The 22,230-nt window shown below is 33.0% G+C and carries 27 protein-coding genes; all 27 read right to left on the reverse strand.

The features are described 5' to 3' along the window. Positions 1 to 36: 36 nt before the first annotated feature. Positions 37 to 699, reverse strand: a complete 663-nt coding sequence (locus ISU00_RS12175; protein WP_228850938.1) for a DUF6090 family protein — start codon at positions 697 to 699, stop codon at positions 37 to 39. 35 nt (positions 700 to 734) lie between these two features. Next, positions 735 to 1,451: a DUF6090 family protein gene (locus ISU00_RS12180; protein ID WP_228850939.1), complete on the reverse strand. Its 717-nt coding sequence runs from the start codon at positions 1,449 to 1,451 to the stop codon at positions 735 to 737. A gap of 42 nt (positions 1,452 to 1,493) precedes the next feature. Continuing rightward, positions 1,494 to 2,198 (reverse strand): DUF6090 family protein, encoded by a 705-nt coding sequence (locus ISU00_RS12185; protein WP_317174301.1) that lies wholly within the window; start codon positions 2,196 to 2,198, stop codon positions 1,494 to 1,496. A gap of 35 nt (positions 2,199 to 2,233) precedes the next feature. Next, on the reverse strand, positions 2,234 to 2,920 hold the full coding sequence (locus tag ISU00_RS12190; RefSeq protein ID WP_394368519.1) for a DUF6090 family protein: 687 nt from the start codon (positions 2,918 to 2,920) through the stop codon (positions 2,234 to 2,236). 35 nt (positions 2,921 to 2,955) lie between these two features. Continuing rightward, positions 2,956 to 3,681, reverse strand: coding sequence for a DUF6090 family protein (locus ISU00_RS12195; RefSeq protein ID WP_228850942.1), 726 nt, complete (start codon positions 3,679 to 3,681; stop codon positions 2,956 to 2,958). 44 nt (positions 3,682 to 3,725) lie between these two features. Beyond that, complete coding sequence (locus tag ISU00_RS12200; protein ID WP_228850943.1) at positions 3,726 to 4,427, reverse strand: DUF6090 family protein; 702 nt, start codon at positions 4,425 to 4,427, stop codon at positions 3,726 to 3,728. Between the two features lie 31 nt (positions 4,428 to 4,458). Continuing rightward, positions 4,459 to 5,259, reverse strand: coding sequence for a DUF6090 family protein (locus ISU00_RS12205; protein WP_228850944.1), 801 nt, complete (start codon positions 5,257 to 5,259; stop codon positions 4,459 to 4,461). Positions 5,260 to 5,294: 35 nt separating this feature from the next. Beyond that, entirely contained in the window at positions 5,295 to 6,014 is a 720-nt protein-coding gene (locus tag ISU00_RS12210; protein ID WP_228850945.1) for a DUF6090 family protein, read from the reverse strand. Then, positions 6,011 to 6,712, reverse strand: coding sequence for a DUF6090 family protein (locus ISU00_RS12215; RefSeq protein ID WP_228850946.1), 702 nt, complete (start codon positions 6,710 to 6,712; stop codon positions 6,011 to 6,013). Before ISU00_RS12215 ends, ISU00_RS12210 begins: the two co-directional genes overlap by 4 nt. A 41-nt stretch (positions 6,713 to 6,753) precedes the next feature. Then, positions 6,754 to 7,896, reverse strand: coding sequence for an NAD-dependent epimerase/dehydratase family protein (locus ISU00_RS12220; RefSeq protein WP_228850947.1), 1,143 nt, complete (start codon positions 7,894 to 7,896; stop codon positions 6,754 to 6,756). A gap of 124 nt (positions 7,897 to 8,020) precedes the next feature. After that, positions 8,021 to 8,827, reverse strand: a complete 807-nt coding sequence (locus tag ISU00_RS12225; RefSeq protein WP_228850948.1) for a DUF6090 family protein — start codon at positions 8,825 to 8,827, stop codon at positions 8,021 to 8,023. A gap of 19 nt (positions 8,828 to 8,846) precedes the next feature. Continuing rightward, on the reverse strand, positions 8,847 to 9,554 hold the full coding sequence (locus ISU00_RS12230; RefSeq protein ID WP_228850949.1) for a DUF6090 family protein: 708 nt from the start codon (positions 9,552 to 9,554) through the stop codon (positions 8,847 to 8,849). A gap of 160 nt (positions 9,555 to 9,714) precedes the next feature. Then, positions 9,715 to 10,392, reverse strand: a complete 678-nt coding sequence (locus ISU00_RS12235; RefSeq protein WP_228850950.1) for a DUF6090 family protein — start codon at positions 10,390 to 10,392, stop codon at positions 9,715 to 9,717. Positions 10,393 to 10,423: 31 nt separating this feature from the next. Continuing rightward, the gene (locus ISU00_RS12240) at positions 10,424 to 11,176 is read right to left on the reverse strand and encodes a DUF6090 family protein (protein ID WP_228850951.1); all 753 of its coding nucleotides are present in this window, start codon (positions 11,174 to 11,176) and stop codon (positions 10,424 to 10,426) included. 35 nt (positions 11,177 to 11,211) lie between these two features. Then, a complete protein-coding gene (locus tag ISU00_RS12245) occupies positions 11,212 to 11,940 on the reverse strand; it encodes a DUF6090 family protein (RefSeq protein WP_228850952.1) in 729 nt (242 codons plus the stop codon). Positions 11,941 to 11,971: 31 nt separating this feature from the next. Continuing rightward, on the reverse strand, positions 11,972 to 12,667 hold the full coding sequence (locus ISU00_RS12250; RefSeq protein ID WP_228850953.1) for a DUF6090 family protein: 696 nt from the start codon (positions 12,665 to 12,667) through the stop codon (positions 11,972 to 11,974). Positions 12,668 to 12,708: 41 nt separating this feature from the next. After that, positions 12,709 to 13,377 (reverse strand): DUF6090 family protein, encoded by a 669-nt coding sequence (locus tag ISU00_RS12255; protein ID WP_228850954.1) that lies wholly within the window; start codon positions 13,375 to 13,377, stop codon positions 12,709 to 12,711. A 31-nt stretch (positions 13,378 to 13,408) separates the two neighbouring features. Continuing rightward, on the reverse strand, positions 13,409 to 14,134 hold the full coding sequence (locus ISU00_RS12260) for a DUF6090 family protein (RefSeq protein ID WP_228850955.1): 726 nt from the start codon (positions 14,132 to 14,134) through the stop codon (positions 13,409 to 13,411). A gap of 28 nt (positions 14,135 to 14,162) precedes the next feature. Next, a complete protein-coding gene (locus ISU00_RS12265) occupies positions 14,163 to 14,852 on the reverse strand; it encodes a DUF6090 family protein (RefSeq protein WP_317174302.1) in 690 nt (229 codons plus the stop codon). A 41-nt stretch (positions 14,853 to 14,893) separates the two neighbouring features. After that, a complete protein-coding gene (locus ISU00_RS12270; protein ID WP_228850957.1) occupies positions 14,894 to 16,762 on the reverse strand; it encodes a potassium channel family protein in 1,869 nt (622 codons plus the stop codon). 21 nt (positions 16,763 to 16,783) lie between these two features. Continuing rightward, a complete protein-coding gene (locus ISU00_RS12275) occupies positions 16,784 to 17,554 on the reverse strand; it encodes a DUF6090 family protein (protein WP_228850958.1) in 771 nt (256 codons plus the stop codon). 107 nt (positions 17,555 to 17,661) lie between these two features. Continuing rightward, positions 17,662 to 18,378 carry a DUF6090 family protein gene (locus ISU00_RS12280; RefSeq protein ID WP_228850959.1) on the reverse strand — a complete coding sequence of 239 codons (717 nt, stop codon included), beginning with the start codon at positions 18,376 to 18,378 and terminating at the stop codon, positions 17,662 to 17,664. Continuing rightward, positions 18,375 to 19,118, reverse strand: coding sequence for a DUF6090 family protein (locus ISU00_RS12285; RefSeq protein ID WP_228850960.1), 744 nt, complete (start codon positions 19,116 to 19,118; stop codon positions 18,375 to 18,377). Before ISU00_RS12285 ends, ISU00_RS12280 begins: the two co-directional genes overlap by 4 nt. Positions 19,119 to 19,120: 2 nt before the next feature. Next, positions 19,121 to 19,864, reverse strand: coding sequence for a DUF6090 family protein (locus tag ISU00_RS12290; RefSeq protein WP_228850961.1), 744 nt, complete (start codon positions 19,862 to 19,864; stop codon positions 19,121 to 19,123). Next, positions 19,861 to 20,610, reverse strand: coding sequence for a DUF6090 family protein (locus ISU00_RS12295; protein ID WP_228850962.1), 750 nt, complete (start codon positions 20,608 to 20,610; stop codon positions 19,861 to 19,863). The genes ISU00_RS12290 and ISU00_RS12295 overlap by 4 nt, the downstream gene beginning before the upstream one ends. Next, entirely contained in the window at positions 20,603 to 21,331 is a 729-nt protein-coding gene (locus ISU00_RS12300; protein ID WP_228850963.1) for a DUF6090 family protein, read from the reverse strand. The genes ISU00_RS12295 and ISU00_RS12300 overlap by 8 nt, the downstream gene beginning before the upstream one ends. A 157-nt stretch (positions 21,332 to 21,488) precedes the next feature. After that, on the reverse strand, positions 21,489 to 22,229 hold the full coding sequence (locus tag ISU00_RS12305) for a DUF6090 family protein (RefSeq protein ID WP_228850964.1): 741 nt from the start codon (positions 22,227 to 22,229) through the stop codon (positions 21,489 to 21,491). Between the last annotated feature and the right edge of the window lies 1 nt (position 22,230).

Genomic DNA, 22,230 nt, shown 5'->3' on the forward strand with positions numbered 1-22,230 from the left:
GCAAAAATTCCCTCTAATTAATTCGCTTTTTTTGGTTTAAGGAATATGGATTAAGATTTGGTCAATAAGTTGAATGCCCTCATTTAAATAAATAGTACTGCCGAGGTAATTATCTTGGGTTAGTTTTAGGAAATTCTTTTTTTCTAAATCATTTTGGAATATGGAAGCATCCCTTAACTTCACAAACTCTTTGAATTTAAAGCTGACCATATTCTTTTCAAGAAATTCTAGCCAATAGTCGCCAAAAACATTTTCTATATCTCCAACGGCTTTTATAATATGTGTTGCCTTATCATCGTAAAACCGACCTAGTAAAAAAACAAGATATTTATTTTCTATAATATCCAATCCTTTAGACTTCAACACTTCATAGGCATTGGTTAAAGGTTGAAAACGATCAAATTGGATGATATTCCCTAGCCAATATTTTATACTGTCCGGATATTTCCTAGTAATTTTGTTGTCTAGGATGTTATCTATTGAGGCCATTGCCTTTAATCCATTTTGTTTAATTCCTTCAAGGTTGGCTTTATCCTCCAATAAATTGATTTTGATTTGTTCTAAAATCTGTCTTTGGAGGGCATCGTTTTTTCGTGTTTCATTCCAGTTATTTACCTGTAATGCAATCAAAATACCAAGGACCACCAAGATAATTTCCCCAAGGGCGTATTTAAGGTATTTAGATGTTTTGGGTTCCATAAGTGATGATTGACGGATATTTCTAAAAAAGCTTATCATCTCAATTCTTGGTCAACCATACTTAATATTCGGTCAATTTCGTGGCCAAGTAGCTCATAGTTTTCGATGATATAATTGACTCCTCTGTATATTCTGAAAACCACATTTTCAAATTCCGGATTTTTTAGAATATCTAAAGGATTCCTGTCAAAAGTACTACCAGATTTATAATTCAAATATTTTAATCTGATGGGTTCTAGAAAAGTGTCTCCATATTTCATAAGGCGACTTTCGTCCTCTTTTACATCTTGAACTTCTCCAGACCATTTAGAAAGTATTAGCCGTAAGCTGTCATTTTTTATCAAATTAAGTTGCCCTGAACTTATAAGATTATTAAGTGCGCCATTAGATGGGTCGTAGGTGGAATATGCAGTTAGTCCTAAGGTTTTATATGTTAAATCATTTTGATTTAATTGTGTTGGATCTGAATTAAAAAAAGTTAGTAAGCTATCAGCTCTATTTTTAAGTCGACCGGCCTTTTCAATATTTCTATTGAGTTCGTGCTTGTTATAGGTGAACTCTGATTTTAATAGGTTGAGAATGACCTGCTCTTGTTTGTTTAATTGGCGATCGGTATTCCAATTGTTAATCTGCAAGGCAATTAAAATACCGATAACTACTAGGATTATTTCCCCAATGGCGTATTTAAGATATTTGGAGGTTTTGTTTTCCATTAGTAACGTCTGACGAATATTTCTGAAGAATTTTATCATGTTTAAAACCTTCCTTTGGAAAGTGCGGAACCTAAGACCAAATTACTCTTCGTAGGTTTCACACAGGTCAATAATTGTTGTTAGTTTAACCTTAGCTTCTTTATAGAAGCCAAGAATAAAGTTATTTCTAAATACACAATCTGTTAAACTATTTTCGAATGAAACCATCCTTAGTAATTTTTGATTAGATCCTTCGAATTTAGATGAGCGTAATTGCGCTGACCTATTTGAATTAAGGTTTCTGTAATTCGCATTTTCCACTAAATATTCAAAATAAGTTGTTCCCCGTTGTGTGTAAAAATCTCCCCAATCCAATAAATTACTATAAAAACTTTCCCACTCAATTAAATAGACTTTTAATTCTTCATTGGAGAGATTGGATAATTTTCCGGAATTCTTAATATCACTTAAGGTGTAAAGACTTGGATCCCAAATGGACATTCTCTGGGTAAGACTAATTAAACTATCCACATTTTTTAGGGTGCCATTTTCATAATTGGGACCAGTATGTTCTAATAAGGTATTACCGGCCGAAATGATACTTTGGATGATTTTAATATGGCCTTCAAGATCTGCAAGGTTCTTTTCAAATTCGAATTTAAGGTTGGCAATTGTCGCCTTTTCCTGTTTTAGAATTTTTCTATTCTCGTTCCAATTATTAACCTGCAAAGCGATTAAAATACCGATGACAACGAGTACTATTTCACCTATGGCATATTTTAAATATTTAGCGTTTTTGTTTTCCATAATTAAATTTTGGCGGATGTTTCGGAAGAATTTTATCATAAATCCGAATTATCTTTTAATAATAAAATAGCTTCCTTAGACTGTTCTTTTATAGTTTTACCAAATCGTATGATATAACCATACATTCCAAGTCTGGTGCTAAAATTTAAATGTTGGTGTAACAACCATTTTGCTTTTTCCTCTTTGCTTACAACTAGGCCAATTTTGGTATAGAAATCATCAGGATATCCTAAAACCTTATCCCTTAAATCCATTTGATTTAGAGTTCTTACAATGCTTTTTTCAATTATTATTTGTATTTGATCTTGGGTTTCAAACAGCTCAAACAGTGCATGTTTCTGCTTATCATTCAGTAAATTGGAATTACCTGAAGATTGCATGTCCAAATAGGTATAGTTTACAGGGAAATATCTCATAAAATCCAAATTCACCTGATTTGAACTATCAATTAATTTATCAACTTCAATATTTCCTTGATTGAAATAGGAAAAATAATGTTCTCCTTCCATTTCCATCTCACTGCAAAATTTGATTAAATTATTTACGTTTAAAGTGTCGGCAATTAGATCATTAATAATCTTGTTACGATAGATCTTAGATTTATTAAATTCTTTTCGTTCTTCATTCAAATTGTTGATTTGAAGAGCAATCAAAATCCCTATAACAACCAGAAAAATTTCACCAATGGCGTATTTTAAATATTTGGAGGTTTTATTTTCCATAATTAAGGTTTGACGTATATGTCGAAAAAATTTGATCATTGGGTTGTGCCCATTTGTCCATCAATTAATGCAAGTATGCTATCCAATAATTTCTGGGCATTTATAAGTTCACCCCTGTAATTGTCTAAATAAATGGCATTATTTTCAATCATATTTTCGAACTTCAAATCCAACAACATTGTTCGGTTATCAACATCGAAACCCGACTCAGGGAACTCGATGTCTCTTTCAAACGTCATCATGGCATCTGCGTTTAGCCAACTTCCATGTTCAATAATGTAATTGATAAGACCATCCTGATAATCCCTTAAACCAACGTATCTCGCTTGAACCCTATCAATCAAAGGTTTCCATGAAGAAAGTCTATTTCTTAAATCAACACTTCTGAATATACTCAAGTTACCTGAATTGATAAGGTCATCCAAAAACCCATTTCTTGGATAATAGTAGGGCGAGGTGATCACTTTGTTCACTAAACTGTCAAAATATTGTTCCCTTTCTGGTTTAGGCTTTTTGCCGGTATAATTAAGCATAACCAAACTCGATTGCATGGTTTCTTCCGACTCGTTTATCACATCAAGTAACAATTTTTTGTTATATGTGAAATCCTCTTTAATGTTTACCAAGGCTTCCTGTTCATCAAACTTTAACTTTCTTTGTTCATTCCAATTGTTGATTTGTAAGGCGATAATAATTCCTATTACTACCAGAAAAATTTCCCCAATGGCGTATTTAAGATACTTGGAGGTTTTGTTTTCCATAATTAAACTTTGACGTATTTGACGGAAGAATTTGATCATTTCATTTAATTCTTGAGGTGTTTTTCAAATTCAGCAATCAATTTTTCAGATTCTACACTTAAGTCATCAAACATCTTTCTAGTATATCTAAGCATATTTTTTCGACTTGCAAAAAAATTGGTAGCTTTTAAAAATTGAGGTGAATCAGGATTGGATTTCCAATCACTTATTTCCACGTTTTCCTTGTTTTTGTAACCAGATTCATAAGCAATATCCATACTTTTATACATCTCTAATCTTAATTCCCGAAGTTCGTCTAGCTCTATATTTATTCTTTCAATCTTATCATGTAATTCATTGTAATAGTTCAATATTTTGTCTCGAAGATCTTTTTCGAAAACTTGAAAATTTTGGGAATTTATTAATTCATCAAACGCAGTTTTATTCATCATCGTAATTCCAATAAATGTCGCTGCCTTATTAAATGCTGACTTAATACTGTCTTTGTTAGCATCTACTGTGTTTATTGTATTAAACAAATGGTCAAATGAAGCAATGCGATTGTCATAACCGTTTTGTACGTTAATGTATGTTTCAAGATTAGTTTTTAATTCAGCTATCAGACTTTTAAGATAGACCTGTTTTGTAATTTGATTTTTGCGATGCTCATTCCAATTGTTAATTTGTAGAGCGATTAAAATCCCAATAACAACTAAGACTATTTCACCTATAGCATATTTTAAATATTTAGCGTTTTTGTCTTCCATAATTAACGATTGCCGGATTTGTCTAAAGAATTTAATCATGCTGTATATCTAATTCTTTGTCGATTAGTTGAGTAAGCATTTTAATAACCTCTTTAGCCGACCTGTAGCGCGATTGTTTGTAATTACGATAACGAAATGTTTGGTAAAGCAACTGCCTAAATTTATGGTCTTCTCTAAGCGACTGATTATCTAATGGTAAATAGCCCATCGTATAATATCTTTTAACGCCATTTTCTTCGAATGTTATTGGATACTTATCTTCATCCCGAAATATTCTTCCGCTCACAGTATCATTGTCATAAACCTTATTGTATTGAAATGTATAATCGCTATTAAGTTTAAAATGTTCTAAATAATAAGAGTTGAAGGTCTCTGTAATATCCGGTGTAAAGCTATTGCCCTTGCTTAAGCGTGGAAAAAGAGATTCAAATAAAGATTGTACTAGGTTACGTATGGTGTCGTTTTCAATAATATCCAGACCTTCTTCTTTTATTCTGCTATATACCGCTTCCTTTGGATAAATATATTCATCTTGGGTTACGAAATGAAAGTCAAAAGCCAGGCTATCATTGTAATCAATTTTACCATCTAAATAATCCATTATATTAAAATGACTGTTTCGACCTTGGCTCAAAACATTATAATCTGTATACATATCTCCGTAAACTGTAAGAACTTCCGATTTTAGCTGTTCAAGTAATACATGTTCCAATTGTTTGCGTTTTCGCTCTTGGTTCCAGATATTGATTTGTAAGGCTAATAAAATTCCTATTACAACCAATACTATTTCACCAATTGCATATTTTAAATAGCGAGAAGTTTTGTTTTCCATGATTAACGATTGCCGGATATTTCGGAAGAATTTGATCATTTTGATTTTTTTATTTCTTTATCTATCATTTCCATCAGGTTTTTTCTGCTATTAGCAAATCCTCCAAAATAGAATATTTGGGCTTTTCTATTGGCAATCAGGGTCCTTAAAATATGTTTGTAAGTGTTGTTTGTTTTTAAAGCATCATAGTTTATTGGATGCATAGGACCACGAAAATCATAGGACTCAAACAAAGTTGACAAAGCAGGAGAGACTGTATTATAAAAATATAATTCTTGCCGATTGCTTAAAATTGTCAACCATTGTATATCGTATGCACCTCTCAACCCATCTTTTATAGAATCATTTTTAATTAATTGCATTCCATATTCCTTCAAGCTTTCATAAGAGGCGTTATTAATAGAAGGATAGAACCACTCTAGTGATTTCGAGAAATGAATATCGAGAGAATCATTATATGGTAAATTATTTTCTAGGTGTTGTAATATTACTTCGCAAGAAGTGATAGCTCCTTTATTTACTCTAACGGCCCTATTTAGTTGCTGGATATTTTGAGAAAGTCCGTTTTGTAATTCGATAAGCATTTTGGCTTCAAAAGCATTTTCTTTTCGATGCTCATTCCAATTGTTAATTTGTAAGGCTATTAAAATACCTACAACTACGAGTACAATTTCACCAATTGCATATTTTAAATAGCGAGAAGTTTTGTTTTCCATGATTAACGATTGACGTATATTTTTAAAGAATTTCATCATTCTAATTCTTGTTTAATCAAGCGAAGCACTCTTTGGGACTCCTTTAAATTCTTATTTAGAAGAACGCCAATAATACTTCGCTGTACTTTCACGGACTTTATCATTGATAAATAGGTTGTATCGTATTTTAAAGCATTATGATCATGTGGTATTAAGGGAATGTCGAATGGTTGGTTGGGATCAAATTTCAATTCGTCATAACTGAAAAGTTCGTCAATCAGGGTTTGTCGATCTGGTTGAAATGATTCAAAGTAAGTCATTTCCTCGAGTAAACTCTTCTGCGATAATTCAAACAATTCTATGATATTGTTTCTTAAAATATCTGAGGAAACTATGTTGAAACCTGCATTTTTTAAACCTTCATATCCTGCCGAGGATAAGGCTAGGTTTGTCCCTGGTTTTCGAGCATTTTGGAAATGTAGGTTCAAAGAATCGGAATAGATTCCATCATGTTCTATGAACGATATTATTATATCGCTAGAGGTATTCCATGAAACTCTCTTTAAGGAATCTTGGACCATGACATTGCAATTGCCCTCCAACGATTTTGACAGTTCGGTTAGCAATTTATTTTGGAGTAGATTGGCTTTTCTGCTTTCATTCCAATTATTGATTTGTAAAGCAATCAAAATACCAATGACAACTAAGACAATTTCTCCAACGGCATATTTTATGTATTTGGAAGTTTTATTTTCCATAATGTGAGATTGACGAATGGTTCTGAAAAACTTAATCATTATTAGTTTTTTCTAGATCGCCATTTTTCCAAAATTTGTTCTTCCTTTTGAATAAAGGAATTTTCATTGTTTAAAATAGAATCACGTCGATCTTGGGATACTGCTTCAGAATACCACCATTCTTTGGTCGCCTCAACAGTTTTAGATAACGGTCTAAACGTTAGTCCAGCCGCAATGGCCTTGCTGTTATCACTCTTAGACATTCCCATATATTCTGGTAACTGAATCACCCATGGTTGAATGGCTATGATTCCATTCTCCCTTAAAAATTCAAGATCATCAATTTGAATATAATTCACGGGTGAATTAAAGCTAGCATGAATGCCATGAACAAAGGCCGCAGTTGTCATGGCAAACCCTGGTCCGGAAGCATTAAATGCACCGGTTATTTTGTTTTCAGCCAAATGAATCATAAATGCCGCCAAGTCCCTCACGTCAATATATTGGACTACTTCATCTGCTTTTCCCGGAATGATGATATTGCCACCCTTTTCGATTCTGGCCACCCAATACGGAAACCTGTCCGTTGTATCACCAGGTCCTACAATGAGTGTTGGCCTTACAAGGATGGTTCTGTTAGCCCCAAAGTTTCGGATGGCAGCCAATTCAGAATTGGCTTTCATTACCCCAAATTCGTAGTTCGCCTTTTCATTTTCATCTGCATTTTTTGGAATTTCAGTCACCATTGATCTGGTTTCGGAGAAATCAGTACCCGTATATGGATAATAAACACTGATGGAAGAGGTATAGAGATATAAGGAGACTTTATCCTTTAAAATCTTTGCAGTATCCTCAGTCCATTTAGCCTTACGACCTGAATTGTCTAGGACTACATCCCAGGTTCTGTTTTTCAGCGCTTCCAAATTATCCTCCCTATCGCCAACCAATTTTTCAACTTTTGAAAATAGTTTTTTATGGAACTTCGGTACTGTTTTACCCCTTGTGAATATGGTTACTTTATGACCTCGTTCTAAAGCATAGGCTATTTGATGTGGGCCAAGGAAACTGGTACCACCCAGAATAAGTATTCTTAGTTTCTCGGTACTTTCAGTTACTGCAAGTAAGTTAAGTGGATTGGCTCTTAGTAGAGGTGTGAGACCTGCGGCAAGTCCCATTCCCAGGAATTTTCGTCTGCTGTTTTTCATATGGTTCGGTATTATACAATTTTGAATGGGTTAGATTCAATTCATAGATTTTTAAAATAAGGTCTATTGTTTTAAGGCTTATTTTAATTCTGTTAGCATTGCTTGTCCTTGGTTACTAATAAATTTATCTTCGATTTAATTCCTCATTGATAAGGTTTTTCAGTTGCACTGCTTTTTCTTTTAGAGTCTCATTGCCACTTTTTTGCATACTAGCCATGCCACTTCTAAAAACAACATTGTTTATCATCATAAGCCTTTTGTTTGGTTCGTTTAAATTAGCATCAACGAGTTCCTTGTGATTGAATTGATCCAATTGCAAAAAACCCATTGGGAAGTATTTTTGAAATTGTTCTTTCATTTCCTTTGAATAGCCTGTTGCAGCATAATCACTGTTGTTGATAATATTTGGAACTATATAATTGTCAATTAAATTGGTGTTATTGTTAATGGTATTGCTGGCAAATCGTTTTACAATTTCATTAAACTCAATGAGCTCTTTTTTTAAGGATTTGTTGCTAATTATGTTTATGTCACCTGAGTTTATAAGTTCTAGAAGAGTAGTGTTGGAATTTACAAATGTCCACCTAACGCTTAAGTCATTCAATTTTGGATAAATGCTATCCATGTTTTTAAACCCTTTATTAAGCTCATAATGCAACATTATGTCTTTGGGGTTTTTAATAATAATAGATTCAAAACTGATGTAGATATCCTGTGATTCGATTTGGGTGATTAAGTCATCCCTTAAATTTTGAAGAAAAATAATCTCTTGTTTGTTTTGCTTTCTTTCTTCATTCCAATTGTTTATTTGAAGAGCAATCAATATCCCGATCACCACTAATACAATTTCGCCAACGGCATACTTTAGATATTTAGATGTTTTGTTTTCAATAATTAGGTTTTGACGGATATGACGAAAGAATTTTATCATTGAAAGTTCTGAATTGCAATTATTCTTTTAATTCTGTATTAATTAACCTCATAATGGTGTCAATTTCCTTTAGCATATCTTGAAAATTAGATACGGATTCTTGTTCGGACACACTCTTCCATCGATGTACTCCCTCATAGACCAAAAGTACCTCTCTCAAATTTTCATCTATTTTCAAAAATTCTTTCATTTTTGGCTGATGCTTAAGCCTATCGATCAAGGTTGTGGACCCTAGCAAAGGGTTTAAGTTTTGAATGATGGCGTTTTTGCCTTCGTTTGTATAATTGGCCCTAATAATTGTGAGCTCTTGTTGACGTTTTAAATCGATTAATCGGTTTCTTATTTCTGATGGAATTAGACTGATATCACCACTGTTTTGGAGTGTTTCTATAGTACTAGAGTTGAACGTAAATGAGGTGGATAAGACCGGAAGCTCAGAGATTTGTTTATAGGCCTCTTCAGGTGTAAGTACAGAATTTTGATAATATGAATTGGTATAGGTCGTAAGATCATTTAAGTAGTTGTTAAATTTTCCAATAATTTGATGCGCAAAACTGACATCCTTGTTTAAATCGTCTAATAACTGCCCATAGTACTCTTGCGTTTTTGCTTCTAACTTCTTTACTTCATTCCAATTGTTTATTTGAAGAGCAATCAATATCCCGATCACCACTAATACAATTTCACCAACGGCATACTTTAAATATTTAGATGTTTTGTTTTCCATAATTAAAGAATGGCGTAGTTGACGGAAAAATTTGATCATTTTTTGGTTGTGGTATTGAAATAATCTATTTATGTAATAATTAGCATTTGGTTTCGATAATTATTAGGGTTCTCTCCACGCATTAAAAACAATTGAAGCTAAACCAGTTAAAGTTATTTTTTTATTCACTTTCTTCTAAATAATTTTCAATATTCTGTTTTAATGCTTTTGTTTCCTCCATATCACGTATGCAATTAGCAATCATAGATGACTTCCATCCACTCCTAAATCGAATAAGATTTTCAATAGATTGGTAGTTTTCGTCACCTCTATACTGGGTGGAATTAAAAATTCTGTCTCTAACATGACCATATTTAAAATACCATTCATTGTATATGTTTTGAGTGCTAGACCCTGTATTTGTTATTGCATTTAACCTGACTGGATAAGTAACTTCAAATAGTTCGATGATGTCACGCCTAATCTGGTCATTTTTAATAAGATCAAAGCCAATAGTTTTAATGGTTTCGAATGTTGAAAAAGACAGATTTAAATTATCATTCCAAATTAGAGGAGAAAAAATTTTACTCAATGACTCCGTTGCAGTATTATTTTTAAAATGATTTAGAATGCTATCGGCAAGATGAATTCTTTCAGTTTGAATGGTAATAAACTCTTCAAATAGGGTTAAGTTTTCATCTAAATTATTAGCTAACTCGGCAAGCAATTTTTTTTCTTGGGTATTAATTTTTCTCTGCTCATTTAGGTTATTTATTTGTAAGGCGATTAAAATCCCAATAACTACCAAGAAAATCTCGCCAATGGCATATTTTAGGTACTTAGATGTATTGTTTTGCATGATTAGGGTTTGACGAATATTTCTAAAAAATTTAATCATTTATAATTTCTGAATCTATCAGGTTCAAAATTTTAATAATTCGGTTTCTTAGGGCGTAAGACTGACTGTTGATAATTTTATTGTACAGAATACAGGTGCTGGCGGCACTTTGAAAATCGATCGTATTATCTTTTAAGGACTTAAGAAGGTCCAACTCATTCATTTCAATGTTATAAACTAAGGAAACATCATCATCTAAGGCATGATCTGGGGTGTAACCATTTGTAAGAAGGTAAGACACTGTACTTCTCGCAAAATCTTTTGTCATAAAGAGGGGCAAAATAAAATCCCTGCGTATTTCTTGCCAACTACGTTCCAACTCTTGTACCTGATAAGCATCTGAGGTCCAATTTGAAAGCATCATTGCCAAGCTATCATTTTTAATTATTCTTAATTTACCAGAAACTACCAAGTCGTTCTGTATAGGATCGAAAGTGGGTTCTTGAGTTAGTCTAAACATATAATACAAGAGACTATCCTTAATATATTCTTCGGGGTTGTCGATATAGTGTAGAATACCAGTGCTTGCTAGGGTCATTTTATCGCGCATATAGATTTTTTCATCTAATTGTTCCAGATTCTGTTGGTATTCATTTTTTAATTGGTTCAATATTTTTTGTTCTTCTAAGCGCACTATGCGGTCTTCATTCCAATTATTTATTTGTAGTGCGATTAAAATCCCAATGACAACTAGGAAAATTTCGCCAATTGCATATTTAAGGTATTTGGAGGTTTTGTTTTCCATAACTAAGGATTGGCGTATTTGACGGAAGAATTTAATCATTTAATATTGGCTTCGATAAGTTTTACAGTATTCTCTAAATAGTTTTTGAACACGACATATGAATTAAGTGCATACATATAATTTAAGGCATTATTATAAACTTGATTTTCAAATTCGATCGTCCTGATAGTCTTGTTATAATCAATTTTGAAATTAGACTTTGAAATTTTGGTTAACTGTAGGTTGTCCTCAAAAAAATCAGGAATTTTCATATTCCTCAACTGAACTTTATTGGTTAATGAAGGAATAAAGAAGTCGAATAAATAGTCTCTATAAATAACAATGTCATCTTCCGTATCGGTTTTATAGAACGACCAATTAGACAATTGTTTTCTCAAATCGGGATTTCTGATCAAGTTGAAAGAACCAGTATTGAGCATTTCATCAATTGAGCCGGTGATGATATCAAGCGATTTCGTTTTGTTGATGATATCGTCGATTAATTGCTCCACCAATACAGGATTAATTGCCTCATCAGTACTAATAATTTCCAGGAGAAGTAAAGAGGCTTCATAAGCTTCATAAAAACTGCTGTAGGCTTCATTCACATTGTTGATATTTGCCTTGAACTCGTTTTGAAGGTTCTTCAAAATAGCCTGTTCTCGATTTCTTTCCTTACGTTGCTCATTCCAATTATTTATTTGTAGTGCGATTAAAATTCCAATCACAACTAGGAAAATTTCACCAATGGCATATTTCAGGTATTTGGATGTCTTGTTTTCCATAATCAAGGTTTGACGGATGTTTCTGAAAAATTTAATCATTCTGTTTTAGGTAAGATTTTACTGCCATTTGCACATTGTAATTCTTCTCTAATGTTCGTTGGGCATTCATTCTCATAATATTTAACTTCAAACCCGCCTCAAATAAAATTTGTTGTATGTCGTCCTCTTTAAAGGCCTCAAAAAACTTCTCATCGTTTATTAGATTCAATCGGGTTAAATCTGTTTGAATTTGGTTTCCATAATTCAATAATTTTTTCTCAGCCAAGAAGGGCCTAACCGATTGTTCTATAATTGCATTATTATTTAGAATCGTATATTCTAGCCACTCGGTGGCAAGAAAATAATCCAAAATCACTTTTTTTAGCTCTAGTTTCTTTACTTCATTTGGTAAATTCGGGCTATTTTTCTTTGTTATAAGTACATTAGGTTCTGAAGCTCTAATTAAATCTATATTGCCAACAGCTTTTGGGAGAATTTCTTTTTTAGATAGCCTTATAAGGTTCTCGTGCACCTTCAAAATCCTATCAGTTCTTGTAATTATGCTGTCTATACTGAGAGAGTCTGTTTTTAAAGTTTCCAAAGCATAAGTTAATAATCCGCTTTCCCTCTTAATATCCTTTCGATCTTCATTCCAATTATTTATTTGAAGCGCAATCAAAATTCCAATGACAACAAGAATAATTTCACCAATGGCATATTTAAGGTATTTGGATGTTTTGTTTTCCATGAGAAGTGTTTGACGGATATTTCGAAAGAGCTTAAACATTTCTACTCCTTAAGTCTTTGGTTTATTAATTCTAAAACTTTAAGAATTTCTCTTTGTGTTTGGTTTGCTAAATCGACATAGGTGTTATTATCGTGCAGTAAAACTGTAATTAAGTTTGCAAATCCACTAGAGTTGAGAACTTCAGGATTGACCAACTTTTTATCAATCTTATTATAAAATTCCCCTCGTTTAAAGGCAACTTCATTTGTTCGGTCGTCGTAAACTTCTCCGTTATAGGTGAGTCGGTAATAAAAGCGTTCGTATAAAGTTGTAATTGCAATTTTTAAGGCCTCTGGTGTTAAATTAGCTATGGCACCTGATGAAATGGAGGTAGTATAGGTACCAGTGTTAGCGAAAAACGTATCGTTAGAAGCATATTGTGATTGGGTAAACAAGGTTTCAATTTTTCCAAAATTTTTGGTGGTTTGAAGCTCTTTTTGTAATGCTGAAACGGTTTTTAATTTTCCGGTTTGATACTCAATTATCTTATTTAACTGTGTTAGATCATTGGATAAGTCTTCTTTTAGACTTTTTAGAAATTGTGTTTGCCCAAGTTCTATTTGTCGTTCTTCGTTCCAGTTATTGATGGCTAAGGCGATTAAAATACCAACAACGACTAATACAATTTCACCAAAGGCATAGGTGAGATAATTAGAGGTTTTATTTTCCATAAGCAAGGTTTGGCGTATGTTCCTAAAAAATTTAATCATGAGGTAATTGATTAAGATTTTCGTTCAGTAATGCGATTAATTTTTTTGCATCATCTCTACGGTGTAGGGCCCAATTTTTAAAATATTTTGCATCATTTATGCTATAATCCAAAGCAACCCTGAACTCAGAACTTTCTTTAAGTGAATTATAATCCACAGGGATAACTTCTCGTCCATATTTATAGGATTTAAAATATTTTGGGAAAATATGCTGTCTGTAATATTTAGAGTTTTCAAAATAGGTTTCAACAAAAGATAAATGCCTAGAAGTATCGTAATAATGCACCATTAAGTTTCTTAAACTATCGTTTTTGATGATATCTACTCCTACACTAGTTATCCTATCAAAAGCGGTATAATCTGGGGTATAAAGGTGGCTTATTGCAATTTGCGCGAAGGCTGTATCGAGTTTTTTCTCATAGGCACTGCCATCATCAAATTTGATTTTTATATAATCGGCGTATTCTAACAATTCATTAAAACGAGTCATTTCATTACTCAACCTAGACGTGTCTGAAACTACACTTTTTAAAACTCCTTCAAGTAAATTGAGTTCTAAATTCCGTTCTTTTCTAAACTCATTCCAATTGTTTATTTGAAGGGCAATAAGGATTCCGATAACTACCAATACGATTTCACCTATTGCATATTTTAAGTATTTGGCGGTATTTTTCTCCATAATTAATGACTGACGTATGTTTCTAAAAAATTTGATCATTTATATTTAACTAATAACAGCCTATAGTCTACAAGTCATTTTTAATCCGTTCTCTCAGCGCTTCAATCAAAGCTCTATTATCTAATTGAAGGATATTAAGGTGATTTAGAGTGTCATTTATATAATCATTGATAAGAAAGATGGATTTTTGTACCTCCTCATCATCGTACATCATATTTAAGGTTTCTAGGTTTGGGTTTTCCTTTAAAAGTATAAAATCATTCATATGCTTTTTTTGCAAGGGATTCAATTCCTTTTCATTTAAAGCATTCAATCGTTGTATAGAACCCGCCACATAATCATATTGTAAATTATAACGCCTTAATGCATTTATGACCGATTTAGATTGTAACTCTTGCATGTAGCTTTTTCCATTGCTTACCACAGTTGATAAATAACGGAATCCCCTATAGGTGAAAAATCCATTGGCCTCATTCGCTATTTCTAAAATAATCGAATCGGGTTTTCGTAGTTCGGGTTTTTCAAGAATGTAACGAGCTGCCGTTTTTAATTGATTTAATCCTACAAGTCTCGATTGAAAAAATATTGAGTCTGCCAAGGCATCATTCAACAATTCCTTACATAGCTGAAGATCATTCAGCTTCAGTTTCCGTTCTTCATTCCAATTGTTTATTTGAAGGGCAATCAATATACCTATAACGACAAGTGAAATTTCGCCGATTGCATATTTTATGTATTTAGATGTTTTATTTTCCATAAGCAAGGTTTGGCGTATGTTCCTAAAAAATTTAATCATGGTTAATTCAGCAATTGAGAAATGAGTGATACTGAGAATATCGTCAACATAAACCAGCCAATAAACCCTTGTATAATTGCCAAGTAGCGAGGTAGGCCTTTAATGGGGATTTCCCCAAAACCAAGCGTAGTAAAAGTGTTGATGGAAAGCATTAAAGCGTTTAACACCTTGATAAAAAGATCATAAATTAGGGAGATGAAAAAAGCTCCCGTTAATAGGATAGATTTTCCAAAACGTTTATGTGAAGGCAATTCTTGCCATGTTCCTTTCATGATGTCTATCTTTCTTAAAAAAGAGGCGTAGAGTTTGGTTCCTGATACTGCCCATCTATACATAGGAAGTGCTGTTATGGAAAAAAATTTGGGAATAGCTTTATCTGAGCTTTGAACAAGGTTTTTGTATTCTTCGTACTCCAATAGCTCAGGTTGCATATCTTCTAGATATACTTCATGGATCCCCATGTCCCTTCTCATATACTTAATAAAAAAAGAATAACGATTTAAAATGCGTTTCCGGCCATGCCGATCCCAAGAATTTGGAAAAAACAAATAAATAATTGCAAAAAAGAAAATTACATACACGGAAAAGGTAATGGCCTTTGAAGGTTTGGTGCCATAGTTAGAGAACTCCTTTAAAAACTGATTGACTTTCCAGGTAAAGAAGGTATCAAAGGATGGGTTTGAATTGAATATATACTCCAGGCGTTGTGTCTCAAAATCCTTAAGATTCATAAAGACCTCATTAGCACTTACCATATCAAAATTTTCTCGGTAATGCTTATATAATACTCCTCTAAGAGCAGCTTCTCCTCCATAAATTTCGGCATTTTGATAGCGGAGTTTTTCCTTGTATAAAGTTGTAAAAGAGTCCGTAAAAGTTTCATAATACTCCTCATCAGGTAGAAGGCTCACATAATTTTGAAAGGCGTTAAATGAAATAATATTGTTTTTAAATTGCTTCCATTCAATTAAATCGGAAGATTTGATATTATTTAAAGAAAGTGAAACACCTCTTTTAAAGCTATTTTCTTTTATAACTAAAGCATCGTGTTCACCCGTTAAGGCAATTTCAGTTTTGGGACTTTCATAACTGTTTTTAACCAAGGTATAGGTTTCATAATTTTCGGCATAAAATCCAACTGTTCCTTCACCTGTAAAAGTATTTTCATTTATTACGAAATGCGATAGGTTGTCTGAATTAATTCTTGTGCCATAATTTGTTTCACCGAAAGTGGTTTTGGGAGAGTAAATTCTATTTTTAAAAATGGATAATCCAAGCCCTATTTCATCATTTTTAGGACAACGACCAGAAGCGAATGAGATGCCCTTATCGAAGATATTTTTACCGATGTCAGGATTCCTTTGAATGTTAATGTCTTTTCTATTCCAGAAGTCTCTATCATAATTACATAGTTCACCATACCCTAGAAAAAAGGCATCGTCAAAAACACAATTAAAAATACTCGATCCCGCTACATTCCTAAAAAAAACTCTTTTCTTAAAATGGAGATTTATAAGGGCACCGGATCTGAAAAAAATATTCGAGCTGTCAATAGAATCCTTTACTCTTCTTTGAAATTTAGTTGTAAAATGCACATTCTCCAGATCAATAACCTTATCTATTATATACTTTTCTTCTGGATTGTGGATAGGAATTGGGTCTTGAAAGGAGGCCTTGTATGTCGTACGCAAGGAATCGGTTTTGCCATTGTATTTAATGATGGCATCCTTTAGTTTAAAAATACTGTCCTGTTCAGCTTCAATCATCTCAAAAAACTGGGAATAGGAGTATTCTTTAAAGGACGTTTCCTGTGAATAACAGATTATTGGTAGAAGTAAGAATAGTATTAGGATGGTTGGTTGAGATTTCATTTACGCATGTTTCTAAAAAAATTAATCATAGATCTTTAATTCTGAATCGACCAATTCCAATATCCCTTCGATTTTCTCTTTTAATTCTTCGTAATAATTATTATTTAAAGCCTGTCCAGATAAATAAAAAACAGACATTAAATTATCGAATTCTTGATCTGTTCTAAAAACTTTTTTGTTATGTATACTTGAGGAACGGGGTTTTAAATCAAGGGTCTTATTGGTAGTAGCTGCATAACCTTCCCTGAAATTACCTTGTGCATAAGTAAGGTCTAATAGTTTTAGCCTTGGTGTAGCATGTTCTAATTCTTGGAACCTAACTTTCAGCAGTACGGCCTCCCATGAAGAGAGTTTTGTGCGTAGGGTTTTATTCGATATTATTTCAAGTTTACCAGAATTAAGAATTTCGTTTAAGGTGCCAGGGGAGGGTCTATACTGAATTTCTGTAACGATTGACTTAAACAAATGTTTATCAAAATCATAATTTGATAATGTAATAGAGTCGGAAGCTAAATAATTAGCAAGTAGTAGAGCGTTTTCAAGGTTAGCGTTATTTCTTGCCATTACCTTGTTTATTTCCTTAAGATTTTTTTTGAATTCCGATTTGAGTTCTTTCAAATAGTAATGTTCGGTATTTCGGAGCTTTCTATCTTCATTCCAATTATTGATTTGAAGCGCAATCAAAATCCCAATGACAACCAATAAAATTTCTCCAATTGCATATTTAAGGTATTTGGATGTTTTGTTTTCCATGACTAATTGTTGTCTTATCCCTCTAAAAAACTTGATCATAGTTGCCGTAATAAGATTTGGATAGCTTTAAAGCAGCTTTTGCAAATAAGGGTCCGCCGAATTTTTGATTTGGCCTTTGCAATTTGTTGTTTTGGTTATGAGCGAGTTTATTCATTTTTATGGGTTCTGATTAAATTTCGAATATGATGGATTTCGGCAAGGGAGCTGTCCATTTTTCGTAATTCACCGGCTCTGTTGTCTTTGAACAGTTTAAACAATACAATGGTTGAGGGTTTATCAAATAAATCTTTTGCATTCACAGGGATGCAATATTCTGTCCATTTAAAATCGGTAAATTCTTCTTTTATTAGTGGAATCCAGTCGGTATTGAAAGATTGCAAAACATCATTTAAACTCTCATAAAGTTTAAAAAGACTTTCATCGTAATAGGAAATCAATGCAAGTCGAAGCTCATTGTCAGATATGCTTTCAAAGCCTTTAGATTTTAATACTTCAAATGCACTTGACTGTGATTTAAACCTTTCAAATGATATAATTTTCCCCATCCAAACGTTCAAGGTATCACTATAATTTGCTAGGGCTACTTGTTCTAATAATTTATCTGTATAGGTTATTCCTTCATAACATTTTAAACGCTCCATGGACAACAAAATCGAATCTCTGGAGAGGTTCTGGTCTATAAGGGTTAAGATCTCCTTTTCAAAAGCCCTCATCTTTCTGTTTTCATTCCAATTATTTACCTGAAGAGCCAAAAGGATTCCTATCATAACCAAAATAATTTCTCCAATGGCGTATTTTAAATAGTTAAAGGTTTTACCATGACTCAATAAATTTCGGCGTATGTTTCTAAGGAATTTGATCATTTTAATTTTTCTAATTCGTTTTGGATTTCTTCCTTTAATTTAACCGCATCTCGTTCTACTTGCCCGGCGAAATAAGAACTACCTCTCCAATGCGTTGCTAATCGGGAAAAACGGTTAATAAATTCGGGATCTGATACCATTTGGTCGAAGTCATAATTGAAATTAACATCCAAGTTTTCTAGGTTTATGTAGGACCTCATAAACTTGTCGAAATAGGAAAGGTCGCCATGGACAATCATTCCGAGGTTGTCGTAAATCGCGGCAACTGTGTAGAGGTATCCGTTAAAGTCTACAATTCGTTTCCTTAGTTTAACATCATAAATAAGATTTAGGTCTCCATTGCTTTTCATTTCTTCCAGAGTAGAGAGATCGGGGGTTTGATAGTTGAATCGTGAAAACCATACCAATGCATAGTCTAGATCGGCCTTTTCCTTGGGTGTTTCAATTTTACCTTTTTCAAGAACAGCAACAGAATTAACGATTGATGTTAAGGTGCTATTTGCCCTTTCAAGGAGTGTATTGCTGCGTTCTATAACACGGTCCATATCTTCAATAAGCCGCTGATGGTACTCTATAGATTGCTTTTTGTCTAAACGGGATTGGTTCCAATTATTGATGCTAAGTGCTATCAAAATTCCAATAACAACTAACACAATTTCCCCAATGGCATATTTGAAATATCGCATTCCATTATTTCCGGATGTCAACCTTAACCGACTATTTTTAAATAAACGGAGCATATCTACTTCTGTTTAGTTAATTCAATGATTTTCTTCTGATATTTCTCTATGTCCCTAAGTTTGGTGAGCATATAGTCTATGAGATACAAATTATTCTCCATGAGGTTTTCAAATTTTATGTCATGAAATATCGAATAATAATCTGTAGTTAATTTGCTCTTGCCGGCCCATGGTTTCTTGTTATAAATATCCATTTGCCTAAAAGAAACTGTTGGCATTATATAAGGGAAATATTGGTTGTTATACCAATTGGATTGTAAGTGATTGTATTCCCGAAACAAGTCTAGAGCGGCATTCCAATCCAATATTGTATTTTTCAGCTCGTCGTCTTGAAGTAAATTCATTCGACCAGATTGCGTTATGTCTTGCAATGCGTTACTAGTTGGGAGGTAGGTCTCAGCCATTAAAGACGAGTTAATGAGGCTGTCTAGATTATATTTGGCCAACTCCGGTCTTTCCGCACCTACCAGATTAATTAATAATTGATTGGCATTTAATGCTTCCTCATTAAGCCTTTTTGATTCTTGAAGCAATTTTTGGTTTTTGATAAATTCTTGATGGATATTCTTTTTAATGAGTTCACCTTGCTTAATTTCTCGTTGTTCCTCATTCCAATTGTTCACCTGAAGAGCTATTAAAATACCAATGACTACCAAAATAATTTCCCCAATGGCGTATTTAAAGTATTTAAAGGTTTTGTTTTCCATAATTAACCGTTCTCGGATATGTCTGAAGAATTTGATCATTTTTCTGGCAATGAGTTTTCTATCGAGGCAATGAGTTTTTTGTTTTGTTCCATAAGAGCGTTTAGTGCCATGAGTGATTCTTCTGCCTTTATAGAAGCCTCCAGAAGTAATTGCTGGAACTCTGGTGTTTTTGACAGTTTTACCAAATCTTCTGCTTTAATAAAATTTTTATATATCCCGCTTTTGTACCTCATGTCCTTATTCTCAAACCATCCCGGTAAATCATGGACTTGTTTATCACTTAAAAAGATGCGTAATCTCCTTTGGATAACATATTCGAATTCTCCATAGCTATCGTTCATATCTACCATGGCCCGGAAGTAATTCAAAATTTCTTGTTTTATGGTTTCGTTTGAAATAACACCAATTGTCAATGGATTTTTATCAGTTATGATCGGATTATAATATGGTAATCTTCTGATATTATTGGGGGTGTTTATTTTAATGGTATCGATATTCTTAACTCCAATTTCGTACAATTGATGGTACGATTTTGCTATGTCGGTAATTGTTTGTTTGTTTCTTTCAAAGGAGATTAAATCAAACTTGAGATCTTGGACCAAATTTTTCAGGGATTCAACTTCCTTCGCTTTAGCCTTTTCAGTTTCATTCCAATTATTTATTTGGAGCGCAATCAAAATGCCTATAACGACTAAGATGATCTCTCCCAAAGCATAAATGCTATATTTTTTCATTTGACCAGAATCCAATATTGTTTTCCTTATTTTATTAAAGAATCTACTCATTGAAGTTGTTTTCTAATTCCTTAATCAATTCTTTACCGTTTTCAATAAGCCTGTAGTACAAAGATGTTCCTTGCCTTGAGGTTCTGAGAATGCCCGCTTGGAAATAGTTAGATTTATAACTCTCTAATAGTTCATTTTTTTCAATTTGCGTCAATGAGTCTTTTCCCATAAGTAACGATATGCGTAAAGGAGAAAATTTGGTGCGGTAATCATATTCCACATTTTCTATGAATACATTGAAGCTTATTTCACGCTCCCTCAGATTATCTAATCCAACGTAATACCCATGTAATAATGAATCAATTCTAGTATTTGTAATCTTGCCCATATAACCCGAATTTTTTAAAGCTTCGTATCCACTTTTGTTAGGGGTGAAATAAAACTCGAAAAAGAATCTTGAGGAATTAGTTAATGTTTCAATATCGAAAAGGCCCTCCTTGATCTGATTGCGAGCCTTAATATTTGTTGCTCTTAGACTATCTCTTAAAATTGCGTCTTTTTCTAATTGTTGGATATCAGATTTGACATTTGAGATAATGGCCAAAAAGTGATCATTTAAGAGATGTTTCTCTTTACGACCCTCATTCCAATTATTTACCTGCAAGGCTATTAAAATTCCGATAACGACCAGAAGTATTTCTCCTATGGCGTACAATAGATATTTGGAAAAACGGTTGTTGTCTAAAAAACGACGTCTTAGCCTTTGGAATACGTGGATCATTATGAAGCAAAAGGTTGGTTAGTTACCACGGACAAATGTGGGTATAGCTAATAAATTTGGGGTTTATGCTATCAACTAAACTGGGGAGTAAGTGCTATTGGAATTGGAATTTCGGAATAATATTCGAATATTCCTACATTAGGCAAAAAACCTAGGGTTACGGTTGCAATATTTTTACAACTTCTTTTTGGAATTCAAGATTTTCAATTTTGATGGAATCCAGTACAAACCCTATAGCCATGGCTTTTACTTTCCATTCAAACAAAATTTGTTGAAATTTAGGATCCTTTATTAGTTCCAAGAATTTTTCCTTATTTATTAGGTTTTCGACGTTTTGAGGTGTTTTAATCTCATCGTTATACCTGAAACTATAATTATGTGCAAAACCTTCGCGTAATGCCGGTCTTAATACAGTCTCTTGAAATTCATTAAAATGTGTGATAGTAAATTGAAGATTATCGATAGACTGGTAATAAGCTCGTATAGTAGTTTTTAAGTCGAGATGGCTCACTTCATTTGATAATTCAGGGTGATTAATTTTTGTAACCGGGCTAAAAACAAGAGCCCTTCTAATATATTCGAGCTTCGTAATACTATCTTCAGTTATATTGCTTACTAAGTAGTTTTCAATGGATTTGTTTAGGTATTGTATGGAAGTGATTTTAGAATCAATATCCTCTATTAAGATGGAGTCTCGCTCTAAACTGCCCAATACATTTTTTAGGAGCAATATTTCTCTTCTGTTGGATTTTCTGTCTTCATTCCAATTGTTTACCTGCAGTGCAATTAAAATACCAATAACAACTAGAATAATCTCTCCAATCGCGTATTTAAAGTATTTATAAGACTTGGCATATTTGATATTTTCAAAACGCAATTTCCTAAACAGAAATCCCATG

The organism is Aegicerativicinus sediminis (genome assembly GCF_015476115.1).
GTDB classification, from domain to species: Bacteria; Bacteroidota; Bacteroidia; order Flavobacteriales; family Flavobacteriaceae; genus Aegicerativicinus; species Aegicerativicinus sediminis.